The 15,671-nt window shown below is 70.9% G+C and carries 15 protein-coding genes; 6 read left to right on the top strand and 9 right to left on the bottom strand.

What is annotated here, in order from left to right:
- Positions 1-512 precede the first annotated feature (512 nt).
- Positions 513-1,154 (bottom strand): DNA-3-methyladenine glycosylase, encoded by a 642-nt coding sequence (locus ACIBEA_RS08430; protein WP_399259083.1) that lies wholly within the window; start codon positions 1,152-1,154, stop codon positions 513-515.
- Between the two features lie 104 nt (positions 1,155-1,258).
- Here ACIBEA_RS08430 and ACIBEA_RS08435 point away from each other — a divergent pair, with 104 nt between their 5' ends.
- The 3 genes from ACIBEA_RS08435 (at position 1,259) to ACIBEA_RS08445 (ending at position 3,275) form a co-directional block, all read left to right on the top strand.
- On the top strand, positions 1,259-2,041 hold the full coding sequence (locus tag ACIBEA_RS08435; RefSeq protein WP_399259084.1) for a sporulation protein: 783 nt from the start codon (positions 1,259-1,261) through the stop codon (positions 2,039-2,041).
- Between the two features lie 49 nt (positions 2,042-2,090).
- Positions 2,091-2,624 (top strand): YbhB/YbcL family Raf kinase inhibitor-like protein, encoded by a 534-nt coding sequence (locus tag ACIBEA_RS08440; RefSeq protein ID WP_385787534.1) that lies wholly within the window; start codon positions 2,091-2,093, stop codon positions 2,622-2,624.
- A gap of 147 nt (positions 2,625-2,771) precedes the next feature.
- Positions 2,772-3,275 carry an HNH endonuclease gene (locus ACIBEA_RS08445; RefSeq protein ID WP_399259085.1) on the top strand — a complete coding sequence of 168 codons (504 nt, stop codon included), beginning with the start codon at positions 2,772-2,774 and terminating at the stop codon, positions 3,273-3,275.
- A gap of 70 nt (positions 3,276-3,345) precedes the next feature.
- Here ACIBEA_RS08445 and ACIBEA_RS08450 read toward each other — a convergent pair whose 3' ends face one another.
- The 4 genes from ACIBEA_RS08450 to ACIBEA_RS08465 all read right to left on the bottom strand — a co-directional run bounded on the left by ACIBEA_RS08450 (position 3,346) and on the right by ACIBEA_RS08465 (position 6,533).
- Positions 3,346-4,122 carry a sulfite exporter TauE/SafE family protein gene (locus ACIBEA_RS08450; RefSeq protein WP_399259086.1) on the bottom strand — a complete coding sequence of 259 codons (777 nt, stop codon included), beginning with the start codon at positions 4,120-4,122 and terminating at the stop codon, positions 3,346-3,348.
- 78 nt (positions 4,123-4,200) lie between these two features.
- The gene (locus ACIBEA_RS08455; protein ID WP_399259087.1) at positions 4,201-5,157 is read right to left on the bottom strand and encodes an SPFH domain-containing protein; all 957 of its coding nucleotides are present in this window, start codon (positions 5,155-5,157) and stop codon (positions 4,201-4,203) included.
- A 95-nt stretch (positions 5,158-5,252) separates the two neighbouring features.
- Entirely contained in the window at positions 5,253-5,684 is a 432-nt protein-coding gene (locus tag ACIBEA_RS08460; protein WP_399259088.1) for an NfeD family protein, read from the bottom strand.
- 54 nt (positions 5,685-5,738) lie between these two features.
- Positions 5,739-6,533 carry an ABC transporter ATP-binding protein gene (locus ACIBEA_RS08465; protein ID WP_399259089.1) on the bottom strand — a complete coding sequence of 265 codons (795 nt, stop codon included), beginning with the start codon at positions 6,531-6,533 and terminating at the stop codon, positions 5,739-5,741.
- A gap of 144 nt (positions 6,534-6,677) precedes the next feature.
- Between ACIBEA_RS08465 and ACIBEA_RS08470 the strand changes: the two genes are divergently transcribed.
- Positions 6,678-7,460, top strand: a complete 783-nt coding sequence (locus tag ACIBEA_RS08470; protein ID WP_399259090.1) for a hypothetical protein — start codon at positions 6,678-6,680, stop codon at positions 7,458-7,460.
- Positions 7,461-7,538: 78 nt separating this feature from the next.
- On the opposite strand, the gene ACIBEA_RS08475 is transcribed toward ACIBEA_RS08470, so the two are convergent.
- The 3 genes from ACIBEA_RS08475 to ACIBEA_RS08485 form a co-directional block, all read right to left on the bottom strand.
- A complete protein-coding gene (locus tag ACIBEA_RS08475) occupies positions 7,539-7,784 on the bottom strand; it encodes a chaplin (protein WP_354382313.1) in 246 nt (81 codons plus the stop codon).
- Between the two features lie 148 nt (positions 7,785-7,932).
- A complete protein-coding gene (locus ACIBEA_RS08480; protein WP_399259091.1) occupies positions 7,933-8,601 on the bottom strand; it encodes a response regulator in 669 nt (222 codons plus the stop codon).
- Entirely contained in the window at positions 8,594-9,781 is a 1,188-nt protein-coding gene (locus tag ACIBEA_RS08485) for a histidine kinase (RefSeq protein ID WP_399259092.1), read from the bottom strand. Before ACIBEA_RS08485 ends, ACIBEA_RS08480 begins: the two co-directional genes overlap by 8 nt.
- Positions 9,782-10,299: 518 nt before the next feature.
- Here ACIBEA_RS08485 and ACIBEA_RS08490 point away from each other — a divergent pair.
- Complete coding sequence (locus ACIBEA_RS08490; RefSeq protein ID WP_399259093.1) at positions 10,300-10,959, top strand: transglycosylase SLT domain-containing protein; 660 nt, start codon at positions 10,300-10,302, stop codon at positions 10,957-10,959.
- 115 nt (positions 10,960-11,074) lie between these two features.
- Here the strand turns inward: ACIBEA_RS08490 and ACIBEA_RS08495 are convergent, their stop codons facing one another.
- Positions 11,075-13,561 carry an FHA domain-containing protein gene (locus ACIBEA_RS08495; protein WP_399259520.1) on the bottom strand — a complete coding sequence of 829 codons (2,487 nt, stop codon included), beginning with the start codon at positions 13,559-13,561 and terminating at the stop codon, positions 11,075-11,077.
- Between the two features lie 249 nt (positions 13,562-13,810).
- Between ACIBEA_RS08495 and ACIBEA_RS08500 the strand changes: the two genes are divergently transcribed.
- Positions 13,811-15,655, top strand: a complete 1,845-nt coding sequence (locus ACIBEA_RS08500; protein WP_399259094.1) for a streptophobe family protein — start codon at positions 13,811-13,813, stop codon at positions 15,653-15,655.
- Positions 15,656-15,671 lie beyond the last annotated feature (16 nt).

A 15,671-nucleotide genomic window follows, 5' to 3' on the forward strand; every position in this document is an offset into this window, starting at 1 on the left:
GAACCTCATCCACCGAAATGGACGGGGTATCAACTTCTGGCGTTGATTTTTGGCACGCTGTTGAGTTCTCAAGGAACGGACGCTTCCTTTGTACTCACCCGCAGTATCACTACTGGGGCTTTCCTCCGGGCTTCGTTCTTCGTTTCCGACTCTATCAGACTCTTTCGTGTCCGATTCCCGGTCGAAACGGGATCTTGCTTTTCGCTTTCCAGTTCTTCGCTTTCGCGTTTCCCTTTCCGGCGATTCCAACTCTACCAGATTCTTTTCCCGCTCCGTTTGCCGGAGTTGAATTCGAATTCGGTGACCGTTGGGGGTCCTGCCTTTCGGCATGTCCACTACGTTAGCGGTTTTCCCTGGTGGCTCATAATCGAGCCGCCGGTTTGAATTCGGGCATGCCGAATTCATCCCCGTCAGGGTGATCGCAGTAGTGGGTTGGCCGCCTCCGGAGGGCTGCAGAAGCAGTGCTCCGTTTCAAGCGGCTCGGGCTACGTTAGGCGTCGGCCAGGAGTGAGTCAAGTTGAGCGGCGGCGTGGCGCATGGGCTCGGTACGGGCTCACCGTGGGGTCCCTGGTGATCCAGAACCGGTACGGATGCTCCGCCCCCGCGCCGCCCACTCCGGTGCGGGGGCCCGTACTGACCAGGTCGGAATCCGCGGGCGTGCCCGCGAGGACGGACAGGGGGGCGGTGCCGCCCGCGCAGAGGTCGACGCCGTCCAAGGAGCGGTCGACGGCCAGGGCGGTCGCGAGCCGGGCCGGGCCTTTGGCCAGTTCCTTGTCGGCTTTGGCCGATAGTCGACGTTTGCGGGCCAGCTCGGCGCCCACGGTGACCTCTCCGGCCCGGAGCAGCACACCGCTCGCGCGGTCCGCCGGCCCGCACACCAGGTTGAGGCTGAACCACATGCCGTAGATGAAGTAGACGTACGCGTGTCCGGGCGGACCGAACATCGACGCGTTGCGCGCGGTGCGGCCGCGGTAGGCGTGGGAGCCCGGGTCGTCCTCCCCCTCGTACGCCTCCACCTCCGTGATGCGCAGTTCCATCGGCCCTTCGGGGGCTCGGCGGACCAGGGTGCGGCCCAGCAGGTCCGGGGCCACGGTGAGGGCCGGGCGGTCGAAGAATGCCCGGGTCAGGGGCGTACGGTCGGGGCGCGCGCTCATCCGGTCGAGCGTAGTGGAACGCCTGCCGCGGTAACCGGGCCTTAGGGTTTCGCGTTCGTAGGGGTTCGTCCGTGCAGTGCACGTCTTCAAGGGGAGTCAGGAACATGGGGTTCAGGAAGCTGCTCGCAAGCCTGGGTGCCGGTGGTGCTTCGGTGGACACGATCATCACCGAGCCGAACGTGGTGCCCGGTGGGATCGTCCAGGGCGAGGTCCGCATCCAGGGCGGGTCCGTGGAGCAGCAGATCGAGGGGCTGAACATCGGCCTCCAGGCACGGGTCGAGGTGGAGAGCGGCGACCAGGAGCTGAAGCAGGACATCGTCTTCACCAAGCAGCGGCTCGGGGGTGCCTTCCAGGTGCAGGCGGGCGCGCTGCACGTGGTGCCGTTCAGCCTGGAGGTTCCGTGGGAGACCCCGGTGACCCACTTCGGGGGTCAGCACCTGCACGGGATGAACATCGGGGTGAGCACCGAGCTGGAGATCGCGCGGGCGGTCGACGCGGGTGACCTGGACCCGATCAACGTGCACCCGCTGCCGGCGCAGCAGGCGCTGCTGGACGCCTTCGGGCAGCTCGGCTTCCGTTTCCGCAGCGCGGACATGGAGCGCGGGCACATCCGGGGGACCCGGCAGACGTTGCCGTTCTACCAGGAGATCGAGTTCCTGCCGCCGTCTCAGTACCGGGGGCTGAACCAGGTCGAGCTGACCTTCGTCGCCGACGGCCACGAGATGGACGTCGTGCTGGAGATGGACAAGAAGCCGGGTCTGTTCTCCGAGGGCAGTGACACCTACCGCTGCTTCCAGGTCGGGCTGCAGTCCTACCAGGGGACGGACTGGGCGGGTTACCTCAACCAGTGGATCGCTTCCGTCGGTTCGCAGCGCAACTGGTTCTAGGCTCTTTTCCGTACGACGACGTACGGGTTCCGTCAACGGAGGTTGAGCAGTGTCCGACCAGAGCAGAGCGCCCCTTCCGCACGCCTTCCACCCCGAGGTGCACGCCTTCACCGTCGAGAGCCGCGATCTCGCGCCGGGGGCGGACCTGGGCGACGCGCAGGTGCTGGCGGGCGGGAACCTCTCGCCGCAGCTGCGGTGGGAGGGGTTCCCGGAGGGGACGAAGAGCTTCGCGGTGACCTGCTTCGACCCGGACGCTCCGACGGGCAGCGGTTTCTGGCACTGGGTGCTCTTCGATCTGCCGGCGTCGGTCACCGAGCTGCCGGTCGGGGCGGGCAGCGGTTCCTTCCCGGGGCTGCCGGCCGGGGCCGTGCACGTGCGCAACGACTACGGCACCCGTGATTTCGGCGGGGCGGCGCCGCCGGCCGGGGAGCGGCACCGGTACGTGTTCACCGTGTACGCGGTGGACACCGAGAAGCTGGGTCCGGACGCGGACGTCTCGCCCGCCGTGGTCGGGTTCAACCTGCGCTTCCACACGCTGGGGCGTGCCCAGCTGGTCGGTGAGTTCGAGGCCCCGGCGGGCTGAGTTCTCCGAGCGTTTGCCCGGTCCTGGTCTAAAGACGGCCAGGACCGGGCATTTTTATTGCGTTGTCCCCGGTGGCGGGCGCGGCCAGAGTGGTCCCGGGCCCCGTCGCCAGGGTGGTCGCGGGCCTGCACACGGGAGGTGGGCGAGATGCGGGACACGCTGGTGCTGAATGCGAGCTTCGAGCCGCTGTCGACGGTGACGCTGAACCGGGCGGTGGTCCTGGTCCTTCAGGACAAGGCCGTCGTCGAACAGTCGCATCCCGAACTCCGTGTGCGCGGCGCCACGATGGACCTTCCGATGCCCCGGGTGATCCGGCTGTGCAGGTACGTCAGGGTGCCCTTCCGAAGACATGCTCCCTGGTCACGGCGGGGTGTGCTGGCGCGTGACCAGCACCGGTGCGCTTACTGCGGGAAGCGTGCGACCACCGTGGACCACGTGGTGCCGAGGGCTCAGGGTGGTGGCGACACCTGGTTGAACACGGTGGCTTCCTGCGCCATGGACAACCACCGCAAAGCGGCCCGGACTCCGGAGGAGGCGGGGATGCCGTTGCTCCGCAAGCCCTTCGTGCCCTCTCCGGCGGACGCGATGCTGCTGGCCATGGGGGCGGGCATCCGGGAGGAGCTGCCCGAGTGGTTGGAGCGGATCGCGTAGCCGGATGACGTCCGCTGCCCGCTGGGCGTACGCAGGATCTACGTCTCGATGCGTAGATTTCCTACGTCGCTCAGCGGAGCAGTAGCTGGACGATGGCCACGAGCCCGACCACGACGATGAGGGCCCGCAGGGCGGTCGGCGGGAGCCTGCGGCCGACCTTGGCGCCGATCTGTCCGCCGAGCGTGGAGCCGACCGCGATGAGCAGGACGGCCGTCCAGTCGAATTCGGCGACGAAGAGGAAGAACACCGCCGCGATGCCGTTGACCAACGCCGCGACGATGTTCTTGACGGCATTGACCCGCTGCATGTCCTCGCGGAGCAGCGAGCCCATCAGGCCGAGGTAGAGCACGCCCTGGGCGGCCCCGAAGTAGCCGCCGTAGGCGCTGGAGAGCAGCATTCCGGTCAACAGGACCGGACCGCCGTCGGGGTGCGTTCCCTCGCCACCGGCGGCTTCCTGGCGTCGGCGCACGGACGCGGCGATCCGCGGCTGGAGGACGACCAGGACGAGGGCCAGTCCGATCAGGACGGGCACGATCGTGTCGAAGGAGTCGGACGGCAGGTTCAGGAGCAGGACGGCTCCCGCGAGCCCGCCGACGAGGGACACGGCGCCGAGGCGCAGGATCCGAGCGCCCTGTCCCTTGAGCTCCTTGCGGTAGCCGATGGCTCCGCTGATCGAACCGGGCACCAGGCCGAGCGTGTTGGAGACGTTGGCGGTGACCGGTGACAGGCCGGTGGCCAGGAGCACCGGGAAGGTGATCAGGGTGCCCGAACCGACGATGGTGTTGATCGTGCCGGCGCCGATGCCGGCCGCGAAGACCGCGAGTGCTTCCCAGATGGACAACGCCATCCCCCTTGCATGAGTGGGTCGCCTCCCCGCCGTGAAGGTCGAGGGGCCGGACCGATCATGCCCGAGGGAGGGTGAGTCCTAGTCGATCGGGGGCTGTTCGCGGCGGTCCGGGGCGGCCGGCTGCTCGTCCTTGCGGTGCAGGCCGTTGGAACCGCCGCCCATGGGGCCGAAGTTGCCGATGGCTCCGCTGAGCCCCTTGAGGGCGTCGCCGAGCTCGCTGGGGACGATCCAGAGCTTGTTGGCGTCGCCCTCGGCGATCTTCGGGAGCATCTGGAGGTACTGGTAGGCCAGGAGCTTCTGGTCCGGGTCACCGGCGTGGATGGACTCGAAGACCGTACGGATCGCCTGGGCCTCGCCCTCGGCGCGGAGTGCGGCGGCCTTGGCGTCACCTTCCGCGCGCAGGATCGAGGACTGCTTCTCGCCCTCGGCGCGCAGGATCTCGGACTGGCGGACACCTTCGGCCTGGAGGATCGCGGCGCGCTTGTCGCGGTCGGCGCGCATCTGCTTCTCCATCGAGTCCTGGATGGAGGTCGGCGGCTCGATCGCCTTCAGCTCGACGCGGTTGACGCGGATGCCCCACTTGCCGGTGGCCTCGTCGAGCACGCCGCGCAGGGCCGCGTTGATCTCCTCGCGGGAGGTGAGGGTCCGCTCCAGGTCCATGCCGCCGATGATGTTGCGCAGGGTGGTGACGGTGAGCTGCTCGATGGCCTGGATGTAGCTGGCCACCTCGTACGTCGCGGCGCGGGCGTCGGTCACCTGGTAGTAGATGACCGTGTCGATGTTGACGACCAGGTTGTCCTGGGTGATCACCGGCTGCGGCGGGAAGGGGACGACCTGTTCGCGGAGGTCGATCCTGTTGCGGATCGAGTCGATGAACGGGACGACGATGTTCAGGCCCGCGTTGAGGGTGCGGGTGTAGCGCCCGAACCGTTCGACGATGGCCGCACTGGCTTGCGGGATCACCTGGATCGTCTTGACCAGTGCGATGAAGACGAGGATCACCAGAATGATCAGGACGATGATGATCGGTTGCATGCGGTTCCCCGTGCCCTTCCGGCTGTCTGTGCTGCCCCGTTGAGCGGAGTCTCGCAGACCGGGGGCCCACGAGTCGGGTGCTTGGTCACATGACGTCACATGACGACGGCGGTCGCCCCGTCGATCTCCACGACGTCGACCTGCTGCCCGGGTTCGAAACTGCTGTCCGCGTCCAGGGTGCGGGCGGACCAGATCTCCCCGGCGAGCTTGATCCGGCCGCCGCTGCCGTCGACCCGTTCCGTGACGACGGCGCTCCTGCCCCTCAACGCATCGATGCCGCTGCGGTGTTGGGGGCGTTGGTCGCGGTGCCTGTTGGCGATCGGGCGGACCACGGCGATCAGCGCCACCGAGACGATGACGAAGACCAGGAGTTGTACGGGCACTCCCCCGCCGAGTGCGGCCGTGATCGCCGCGGCGATCGCGCCGACCGCGAACATGCCGAACTCCGGCATCGCGGTGACGACCAGGGGGATCCCCAGCCCGACCGCGCCGATGAGCCACCACACCCATGCGTCGATGTTGGTCACATGGTCATGGTAGGTCCGGGGGGCGCGGTCCGGACAGGGTGCGCGGGCGTGGGCTCAGCGGAGCGGCAGGCCCTGGGCGGTCCAGCGGTCGTTCTCGTTGCGCTCGACGAGCAGCGGCAGACCGAAGCAGAGGGAGAGGTTGCGGGAGGTCAGTTCGAGGTCGATGGGACCGGCGGCGACGACCTTGCCCTGTCGGATCATGAGGACGTGCGTGAAGCCGGGGGCGATCTCCTCGACGTGGTGCGTGACCATGATCATGGAGGGGGCCAGCGGGTCGCGCGCGAGGCGGCCGAGGCGGCGTACGAGGTCCTCGCGGCCACCGAGGTCCAGGCCGGCGGCGGGCTCGTCGAGGAGCAGCAGCTCGGGGTCGGTCATCAGCGCGCGGGCGATCAGGGTGCGCTTGCGCTCGCCCTCGGAGAGGGTGCCGAACTTCCGGTCGAGGTAGTCCGTCATCCCGAGGCGGTCGAGGAAGGCGCGGGCACGCTGCTCGTCGATGTCCTCGTACTCCTCCTGCCAGGTCGCGGTCATGCCGTAGGCGGCGGTGAGCACGGTCTCCAGGACGGTCTGGCGCTTGGGGAGCTTGTCGGCCATCGCGATGCCGGCGATGCCGATGCGCGGGCGCAGGTCGAAGACGTTGACCTTGCCGAGGGTGCTGCCGAGGATGGTGGCGCTGCCGCTGCTCGGGAAGAGGTAGCTGGAGGCGACATTGAGCAGGGTCGTCTTCCCGGCGCCGTTGGGGCCGAGGATCGCCCAGCGCTCCCCCTCCATGACCGACCAGGAGACCTGGTCCACCAGAGCGCGGCCCTCGCGGACCACGGATACGTCCACCAGTTCCAGAACGTCGCTCATGAGCGTGTTGTCTCCCCTTGCAGTGTCGGTTCTCTTGTGCGCCTGTAGGCGCAGCCCCAGGGGAAAACCTACGCCACTCGGAGGGGACCGCGGTCGCCAGGCCGAGCGGGGCGGGTTCCGGGGGCGGGTTACTAAGGTGGGGGGATGCTTGTGGAACCACGTTCAGGGCGGCTGGCCGCCTGGGGGAACTCGTTGTTGGCCGGCCTCGTCTCGCCCGACGACGCCGTCTTGTCGATCGTCGCTGCGGATGCCGTGCACCGGGTGGCGGGGCTGCCGGGCGAGGGCGGGCCGGTCGGGCTGACGCTCGCGCTCGGGCGGCTGCGGGCCATGGGGGTCACCGGCCTGCGCGTGGCGCTGCCCGCGCCGGGGCATCCGCTGGGCCTGAGCGGCCCGCCGGAGTTCAACGCGCGGGCGCTGGAGGCCGAGGAGGCCGTGGTCGCCGTCGGGGCGGCGCTGGGGCTCGTACCGGAGGTGACGGAGGCCGGGCCCGCGGGCGACGTGCACGTCGAGGTGGTGTGGCACTGCCTGCCGGTACGGGAGGCCCCGCCCGCGGACGTGCCCTCGCTGGGCGAGGCGGAGCGGGAGCTGGCGGAGGCACTGCGGGAGGCGACGGTCGTACTGACCCGGCTGGACGTGGCGGCCTCGGGGCCGGTGGCCGAGGCGGCGATGTCGGCGTACCGGGCGCGGGCGGAGGCGGGCCGGGAGGTGCTGGCCCCGGGCTATCCGCCGCGGGCGGTGCGGGTGCTGTCGCTGGCGCAGCGGATCGCCCTGCTGGTGTCCCTGGCCTACGAGCGGGGGCACGGCGGGGCGGTGGCCGCGTCGGAGATGGCCGCGCGCGCGGAGGCCCTGCGGCCGGTGGAGCGGGTGGCCCGGCGGGCCCAGGTGGCGGCGTACAACGCGTACGTGGAGGAACGGGAGCGCGGGTAGCCCCGGCGGTCCGGACGTGCCGGGGCCCCCGCTTCCCGGGGAGAGAGGGGGAAGGGGGGGCCGCGGTACGCGGGGGCGTTAGTTGTTGACGCCGGTGTTGCCGAAGGCGCCGTTCAGCAGGCCGATCACGTTGACCGTGTTGCCGACCGCGTTCACGGGGACGTGCACGGGGACCTGGAGCAGGTTCCCGGAGGCCACGCCGGGCGAGTTCAGGGCCTCGCCCTCCGCGGACGCACCGCCGTGCGCCGAGGAGACACCGGCGCCGACGGCGACGAGGCCACCCGCGATCATGGTGACGGCTGCGGCCTTCTTGATGTTCTTCACGTTCTCGTCCTCCAGTACGTCGGCCGCGGCGAGCCGCCGCGGCACGTCCTGGAGAACGGCCCGTGGGCGATCGGGATGCGCCATGTGGGCTACATACACCCGACCGTATGAATCTCAGTCCGGGAACGGGACGGTCGGATCCGGCCGGTCAATCGGCGATGCCGTGCCTGACCGCCCACAACGCCGCCTGCGTGCGGTCGGCGAGGTCCAGCTTCATCAGGATGTTCGAGACGTGCGTCTTGACCGTCTTCTCGGAGAGGACGAGGGCCCGCGCGATCTCCCGGTTCGAGCGGCCGTCCGCGATGTGGCCGAGGACCTCGCGCTCCCGTTCGGTCAGGGATCCGCCGCGGCCCGGGGTCGGGCCCTGCTCGTCCTGGGAGAGCAGCGCCTCGGCGACCTCCGGCTGGAGCAGGACGTGCCCCGCGTGGACGGAGCGGATGGCTCCGGCCAGCGCCTCGGGGTCGATGTCCTTGTAGACGTATCCGGCGGCGCCCGCGCGCAGGGCGGGGACCACGGTGCGCTGCTCGGTGAAGCTGGTGACGATCAGGACCCGGGCGGGGTTCGCCAGCTCGCGCAGCCGGCGCAGGGCGTCGAGGCCGTCGGTGCCGGGCATCTTGATGTCCATGAGGATCACGTCGGGCCGCAGCTCCTCGGCCCGGGCGGCTCCCTCCGCGCCGTCGGCGGCCTCCCCGACCACCTCGATGTCGTCCTGTACCTCCAGGAACGTGCGCAGGCCGCGCCGGACCACCTGGTGGTCGTCGACGAGCAGCACCTTGATAGGGGCCGTACGAGCCGTACGGGCCGGCGTGTCAGCCACCGGGGACCTCCATTTCGATCGTGGTGCCCGCACCGGGCGCCGATTGGACGGTGAGGCGGCCGCCGGCGCCGCTCGCCCGGTCCCGCATGGAGACCAGGCCGAGGTGGCGGCCGGCCTTGTGGACGGCCCGGGGGTCGAAGCCGGTGCCGGAGTCGACGACCTTCAGCAGCGCGCCGCCGCCGGGGGTACGGGTCAGGGTGACGGCGACCCGGTCGGCGCCGGAGTGGCGCAGGGCGTTGTGGAGGGCCTCCTGGGAGACCCGCAGGAGCGCCTCCTCCTGGGAGGCGGGCAGGGCGCGCACGCCGTCGCAGAGGAAGGTGACGTGGGCGCCGTGGGCGCGGTCCAGGACCTTGACCTGGTTGCGCAGGGTCGCGACGAGGCCGTCCTCGTCGAGGGCGGTGGGGCGCAGCTCCACGACGGCGGCCCGCAGCTCGTCGGCGGCCTCCGCGGCGAGGGCGGCGACCTGGTGCAGCTCCTCCTTGGCCCGGGCGGGGTCGCGGTCCACCAGGGCGGTGGCGGCCTGGGCGGTGAGGCGCAGCGAGAAGAGCTTCTGGCTGACGGCGTCGTGCAGCTCGTGGGCGAGCCGGGAGCGTTCCTCGGCGATGGTCAGCTCGCGGCTGCGTTCGTAGAGGCGGGCGTTGGTCAGGGCGATGGCCGCGTGCTGGGCGAGGATGCCGAGGAGGGACTCGTCCTCTTCCGTGAAGCCGCGCCCGGCCCCTTCTTCCCCTTCTTCCGCGGGGCGCCCGTGGGGGCGACCGCCGCGCTTGTTGGCGAGGAAGAGGGCGCCGAGGGTCTCCTCGCCGTCGCGGATCGGCAGGCCGAGGAAGTCGGACATGTCGGGGTGGGCGGCGGGCCAGCCACCGAAGCGCGGGTCCCGGCGCACGTCGGCCAGCCGCTCGGGGGTGTCCTGGTGGAGCATCGCCGCGAGGATGCCGTGCTGGCGGGGCAGCGGGCCGATGCGGCGCCACTGCTCCTCGCTGATGCCGTCCACGACGAACTGGGCGAAGCCGCCGTGGTCGTCCGGGACGCCGAGGGCGGCGTACTCGGCGTCGAGGAGTTCGCGGGCCGAGACGACGATCGTCTTGAGTACGTCGCGGACCTCCAGGTGTCGGCTCATGGCGAGCAGTGCGGTGCTCACCGCGGCCAGCCCGGTGCGGGTTCCGTCGGGTCCGTTGCGCATGGGGTCACCGTACTCGCGGCCGTGACCTGCGGAATCGGGCCCGAGAACTAGGGCCGGTCGTCCCAGGACGTAGGTCCGCGGGTGGGTGCCGGTCCGACCGGGGGGCGGGGCGCCGTACGTCCGGAGGAGGGCGCCGGCAGGGGGCCGGTCTGCCTTTCGCAGGAGGCTGTGGGTCCCCGGTGTCCGACTCAAGGAGGAGAAGCCTCACGCTATGCATTGCTGACGCAACGCATGGTGAGACTGATACCTGCCCGATGTGAGCCCGCACATAGGACGCAGATCACTTACGAAGCTGCCTAGTGGACGGATAAAGGTCCTGTCAGGGCTGGTGGGATGGGCTCTGGGGTCGGACGGAGGGTCGCACCGGAGGGCCCTGATCCACTATCGCGCTTCGTATGTCACACCTTTGCCACAGGATTTTGCCGCCGCTAAGAATGGCTCTCGTCGCACAGCGCCGCGGATCAACACCGCCGTGGCGCTTTCCTGCGGCCCCCGCTATTCGAAGAGGTTGCTCACGCATGTCCGAGACCAGCACCCCCGGCCACAGTCGTCTGACCAAGGGCCACAAGCTGTCCATCGCCGGTGTCGCCACCCTCGGCGCCGCGGCCCTCGCGTTCTCCCTCGTTCCGGCCGGAACCAGCGGGGCCACCGAGACGGTCGTCGCCGCCCCCGTGGCGTGGACCCAGGCCGTGGACGGCGCTCAGGCGAAGACCCTGCAGCAGCACCTCACCGCGCAGCAGGTCGTCGCGGACAAGCAGGCCAAGGACGCGGCGAAGGCCAAGGCCGACGCCGACGCGAAGAAGGAGCGCGCGGACAAGGAAGCCGCGAGCCGCTCCGCAGCGCGCAAGCCGATGTACGCGAACAACCTTGACGGATGGATCAAGGAGTCGCTCGCGATCATGAAGGCGAACAAGATTCCGGGCTCGTACAACGGGCTCTACAAGAACATCATGCGCGAGTCCAGCGGCAACCCGCGCGCGATCAACAACTGGGACATCAACGCCAAGAACGGCATCCCCTCGATGGGTCTGCTCCAGGTCATCCGCCCGACCTTCCTGGCGTACCACGTGGCCGGCACCCCGCTCGACCAGTACCACCCGGTCGCCAACATCGTCGCCGCGGCCAACTACGCCGCCGACCGTTACGGCTCGATCGACAACGTCAACAGCGCCTACTGAGCCATGCTCGGCCATTGACGTCACCCCAAGCCCCCATGCGCCACAGGGCGGCCCCCGGAGTTCCGGGTGCCGCCCTGTGGCGTTCGTGCGTGCGGGTCCGTTCGCGCGCGGGAGGTTACTTGCGCATGACCTCGGGCTCGTGGCGGCGCAGCAGGCGCGCCACCGCGAAGCCGCAGGCGATGCCGATGAGCAGCAGGATGGTGATGTTCAGGCCCCACTGGCCGATCGAGTGCTCCCACAGCGGGTCGGTGTTGGTGGGGTTGTCGCGGTCCCACGGCGGCATGAGCTTGCCGAGGTTCAGCGTGGTGCCGGCGGCCGCGATGGCCCAGCGGGAGGGCATCAGCCAGGCGACCTGCTCCAGGCCCACGGAGTCGTAGACCTTGAAGAGGATGCCGGTGAACACGACCTGGACGATCGCGAACATGACCAGCAGCGGCATGGTCTTCTCGGCGGTCTTCACCAGCGAGGAGATCACCAGGCCGAACATCATCGAGGTGAAGCCCAGCGCCGTGACGGACAGGCACAGCTCGACGGCCGGCGGCATGAGCAGGCCCTCGGTGGGCAGGTCGCGCGGGATGAAGCCGATCGCGCAGATGACGACGCCCTGGATGGCCGTGATGACGCCGAGGACGATCACCTTGGACATCAGGTACGCCGACCGGGACAGGCCGGTGGCGCGCTCGCGCTCGTAGATCACCCGTTCCTTGATCAGCTCACGGACCGAGTTCGCGGCGCCCGAGAAGCACATGCCGACACAGAGGATCAGCATGATCGTGCCCGCGTCGCCGTTGAAGTTCGACGGCGGGGTCGGGGGCGCCAGGCCGAAGGTGGCCGGGATGACCGTGGAGACCACGCCCAGGACCGCGGGCAGGATCAGCATCAGGCCGATGAAGCCCTTGTCCGAGGCGATGACCGAGGTGTAGCGGCGGATCAGCGTCCACAGCTGCGAGCCGTAGCCCTGCGGCTTGGGCGGGCGCATCTGCTGCGCGGGCGGCATCGCGACCGACTGCGGGGCGACGGCGTCGATGTCGGCGGCGTAGAGCTGGAAGTGCTGCGAGCCCTTCCAGCGGCCGGCCCAGTCGTAGTCGCGGTAGTTCTCGAAGGCGGAGAACACGTCGGCCCAGGTGGTGTAGCCGAAGAAGTTCAGCGCCTCGTCCGGCGGGCCGAAGTACGCGACCGAGCCGCCCGGCGCCATGACCAGCAGCTTGTCGCAGATGGCCAGCTCGGCGACCGAGTGGGTGACGACGAGGACGGTGCGGCCGTCGTCGGCGAGGCCGCGCAGCAGCTGCATGACGTCGCGGTCCATGCCCGGGTCGAGGCCGGAGGTGGGCTCGTCCAAGAAGATCAGGGACGGCTTGGTCAGCAGCTCCAGGGCCACGGACACGCGCTTGCGCTGACCACCGGACAGCGAAGTGATCTTCTTGTCCTTGTGGATGTCGAGCTTGAGCTCGCGCAGTACCTCGTTGATGCGGGCGGCGCGCTCGGACTCGGCGGTGTCGCCGGGGAAGCGGAGCTTGGCCGCGTACTTGAGGGCCGTGCTGACCTTCAGCTCCTTGTGCAGGATGTCGTCCTGCGGGACCAGGCCGATGCGCTGGCGGAGCTCCGCGAACTGCTTGTACAGGTTGCGGTTGTCGTAGAGCACGTCGCCCTGGTCGGCGGGCCGGTAGCCGGTGAGCGCCTTGAGCAGGGTGGACTTGCCGGAGCCGGAGGGACCGATGACACCGATCAGCGACTTCTCCGGGACGCCGAAGGTGACGTCCTTGAGGATCTGCTTGCCGCCTTCGACCGTGACCGTGAGGTGGCGGGCCGAGAAGGAGACGTCACCGGTGTCGACGAACTCTTCGAGGCGGTCGCCGACGATCCGGAAGGTGGAGTGGCCGACGCCGACGATGTCGTTGGGACCGAGCAGCGCCGTGCCGGACTTCGCCAGCGGCTGGCCGTTGACGTAGGTGCCGTTGTGGCTGCCGAGGTCGTGGATCTCGAAGCGGCCGCCCGGCATCGAGCGGAACTCCGCGTGCAGACGGGAGACCTGGAGGTCGGAGACGACCAGCTCGTTCTCCAGCGCGCGGCCGATGCGCATGACGTGGCCCAGTTCCAGGTGGTGGAACGTGGTCGGGCTGCGGTCGCTGTAGCCCTGGCCGCCGGGCTGCTGCTGCGGGGCGCCCTGCTGTTGCGGGACGTGCGGCTGCTGCGGCGGCTGGTACTGCGGGGCCGCCTGCTGCTGCGGCTGCTGGTACTGCGGGGCCGCCTGCTGCGGGGCGGCCTGCTGCCACGCCTGCTGCTGGGCCGGCGCCTGCTGGGCGGCGGCCGACTGCGGGGCGGCCGCCACCGCGGCGACGGTCAGATTCAGCCGCGGCCCGTCCTGCGCGTTGCCGAGGTGCACCGGCGTTCCGGGTACCAACTCGGTCTGCTGGACCCGGGCACCGTGCACGTAGGTGCCGTTGGTGCTGCCGTGGTCCTCGATCCCCCAACCCCGCCCGTTCCAGCTGATGGTGGCATGGCGCCACGACACCCTGGCGTCATCGATCGCCACGTCACCCTGGGGGTCGCGCCCCAGGGAGTACGACCTGGACGGATCGAGCGTCCAGGTCCTGCCATTCAATTCCAGTACGTGTTCCGGCACTCCAGCCCCACTTTTTGTCCCCCGAGGATCCCCCTGACGTCAGGGAGTCTAGGGATGGCGAACATCCGGGGGAACTATTTCAGGCCCGGGGCCACAAGGGGAATCCGGGCTGCGCCGAATCCGTCTACGCGGCCGTCGCGCAGCCCTACGGAGGCCCGTTGACGGGGTCGGAAATCAGCCCGAGAGTGGTAAGAGCCCACATAGGGGACGGGAATCGGGGGTCCGCCCATGCACCGGATGCGCTGGGGCGAGGCGGTCCTGTCCGCCGTGGCCGCCGTCGGTTGGTCCCTGATCGTGATGGCCGGGGTCGCCGCGCTCGGGCTGCACCTGCTCGGCGCGGACGCGGCGGGCGGCTCCCTCGGGGCGATGACGGCCGCCGTGGTGGTGCTGGCGATGGGCGGTTCGGTCACCCCGACCGGGGACGTGTCGGTCTTCGGCGTGGCCGGGGCGGGGGCGCGGACCGGCCTGGACGTCATGCCGTTGGGGGTGGCCCTGGCCGGGGCGCTGGTGCTCGGCTTCTTCTTCCTGCGCTCGCTGCGGGTGGGCGCGGGCCCCGCCGAACTCGGCGCGCGGGCCGCCCTGGTGGCGGCCCTCCTCGTCGCGACGGCGGGTGCGCTCGGTTGGTTCGGCCACGATGTGGTCACCCTGGACGGGGCGTTGCTGCCGCGGACCCCGGCCAAGGTGGTGATCCCGGGGATCGGGGACGTCGGCGGGCTGCTGCCCGACCGGATCGGGGACCTGATCGGGGCCCGGGCCCGGGTGGGCTTCGCCGTGGAGACCGGGCCGACCCTGCTGGGCGCGGCGGTGTGGGTGTGCGGGGTGCTCGCGGTGGCGCTGCTGTCTTCGCGGCGCGGGCCGGCGGTCCTCGCCCGGCTGCGGCCCGCGGTGTCGGCGGTGCTGGCGATGCTGCTGGTGGCGGTGGTGGCCGGGCTGGGCGCCGCGGTGTGGGCGGCGGCCGGGGACGCGCATCCGGGTCGGGTGCTGGGGGCGGCGCTGCTGGGGGCGCCGAACGGGGCCTGGGTCGGGGTGCTGCTGGGGCTCTTCGTGCCCTTCGACGGGCGGGTCACCGGGGACGCGGCGCGGCTGCTGCCGGATCCGGTGGACCGGTTGTTCGGGGTCCCGGGGGCGGGCTCGGGAACGGGGTCCCGGGCGGTGACGGTGGGGCGGCTGGCGGAGTACGACCAGCGGGTGTGGCTGCTGGTGGTGGGCGTGGCGCTGCTGCTGCTGTACGCGGGGACGCTGGCGGCCGTACGGACTCCCGGGCGCGGGGTGGTGGGGTGCGCGGTGCGGCTGGGGGCGGTGACCGGGGTGGCGCTGGGGGTGCTGGCGTGGCTGACGGGGTTGTCGGCGAACGCTTCGTTGGCGGTGGTGGGGGTGGACGCGGTGGGGGCCGGGGTGGAGCTGCGGGGGGACGTGCTGCTCGCCGTGGTGCTGGGCGGGGTGTGGGGGACGGTGGCGGGCGGGGCGGGGGCGGTGCTGGTCGTGCCCGCGGGGGCCGGTGCTGTGGCGGGGGCCGGGGTGGCGGGGGCCGGTGCGGGTCGTGGGGCCTCCGGCGGCGCCTCAAACTCCCCCAGCTACCGCTGGGAGGTGCCCCCGGGCGGGGCTGGAATCGGGCCCTCCGGTGCCGGTGCCGGCGGCGCGGTGCCCGGGAGCGGTGCGGGTCGTGGGGCCTTCGGCTCCGCCTCAAACTCCCCCAGCTACCGCTGGGAGGTGCCCCCGGGCGGGGCTGGAATCGGGCCGGCCGGTGTCGGGGGTGCGGGCGTGTATGGCCACTACCGCGACTACGGCCCCTACCGGGCTCCCGCGTCCCCTGATCCGGCGCCCGACCGACCCAACCCGTACCGGGACCCCCCGGGCAGGAGCCCGGACCGGGCTCCGGACCAGGGACCGGGCCAAGGATCGGGCCAAAGCGCGGGCCAGGGCGCGGGGCAAGGGTCCGGGCGGGGGGCGGGGCCGGGGGTGGGGCGTGCTGCGGACGAGACGGTGGCGGGGGTGCCTGGGCGGGGGCGGCCGGTGCGGCGGCCGTTCACGCCTCCGCCGCCGCCGGGGCCGCCGCCCGATCCGTCGCGCTGAGCGGCACGGCGTCCGC

The organism is Streptomyces sp. NPDC051555, assembly GCF_044454405.1.
Taxonomy (GTDB): Bacteria; Actinomycetota; Actinomycetes; order Streptomycetales; family Streptomycetaceae; genus Streptomyces.

Excerpts from the sequence above, each read along its gene's own strand:
- ACIBEA_RS08430 (WP_399259083.1), bottom strand. The coding sequence starts at position 1,154 with ATGAGCGCGCGCCCCGACCGTACGCCCCTGACCCGGGCATTCTTCGAC.
- ACIBEA_RS08435 (WP_399259084.1), top strand. The coding sequence starts at position 1,259 with ATGGGGTTCAGGAAGCTGCTCGCAAGCCTGGGTGCCGGTGGTGCTTCG.
- ACIBEA_RS08445 (WP_399259085.1), top strand. The coding sequence starts at position 2,772 with ATGCGGGACACGCTGGTGCTGAATGCGAGCTTCGAGCCGCTGTCGACG.
- ACIBEA_RS08450 (WP_399259086.1), bottom strand. The coding sequence starts at position 4,122 with ATGGCGTTGTCCATCTGGGAAGCACTCGCGGTCTTCGCGGCCGGCATC.
- ACIBEA_RS08455 (WP_399259087.1), bottom strand. The coding sequence starts at position 5,157 with ATGCAACCGATCATCATCGTCCTGATCATTCTGGTGATCCTCGTCTTC.
- ACIBEA_RS08465 (WP_399259089.1), bottom strand. The coding sequence starts at position 6,533 with ATGAGCGACGTTCTGGAACTGGTGGACGTATCCGTGGTCCGCGAGGGC.
- ACIBEA_RS08470 (WP_399259090.1), top strand. The coding sequence starts at position 6,678 with ATGCTTGTGGAACCACGTTCAGGGCGGCTGGCCGCCTGGGGGAACTCG.
- ACIBEA_RS08485 (WP_399259092.1), bottom strand. The coding sequence starts at position 9,781 with ATGCGCAACGGACCCGACGGAACCCGCACCGGGCTGGCCGCGGTGAGC.
- ACIBEA_RS08490 (WP_399259093.1), top strand. The coding sequence starts at position 10,300 with ATGTCCGAGACCAGCACCCCCGGCCACAGTCGTCTGACCAAGGGCCAC.
- ACIBEA_RS08500 (WP_399259094.1), top strand. The coding sequence starts at position 13,811 with ATGCACCGGATGCGCTGGGGCGAGGCGGTCCTGTCCGCCGTGGCCGCC.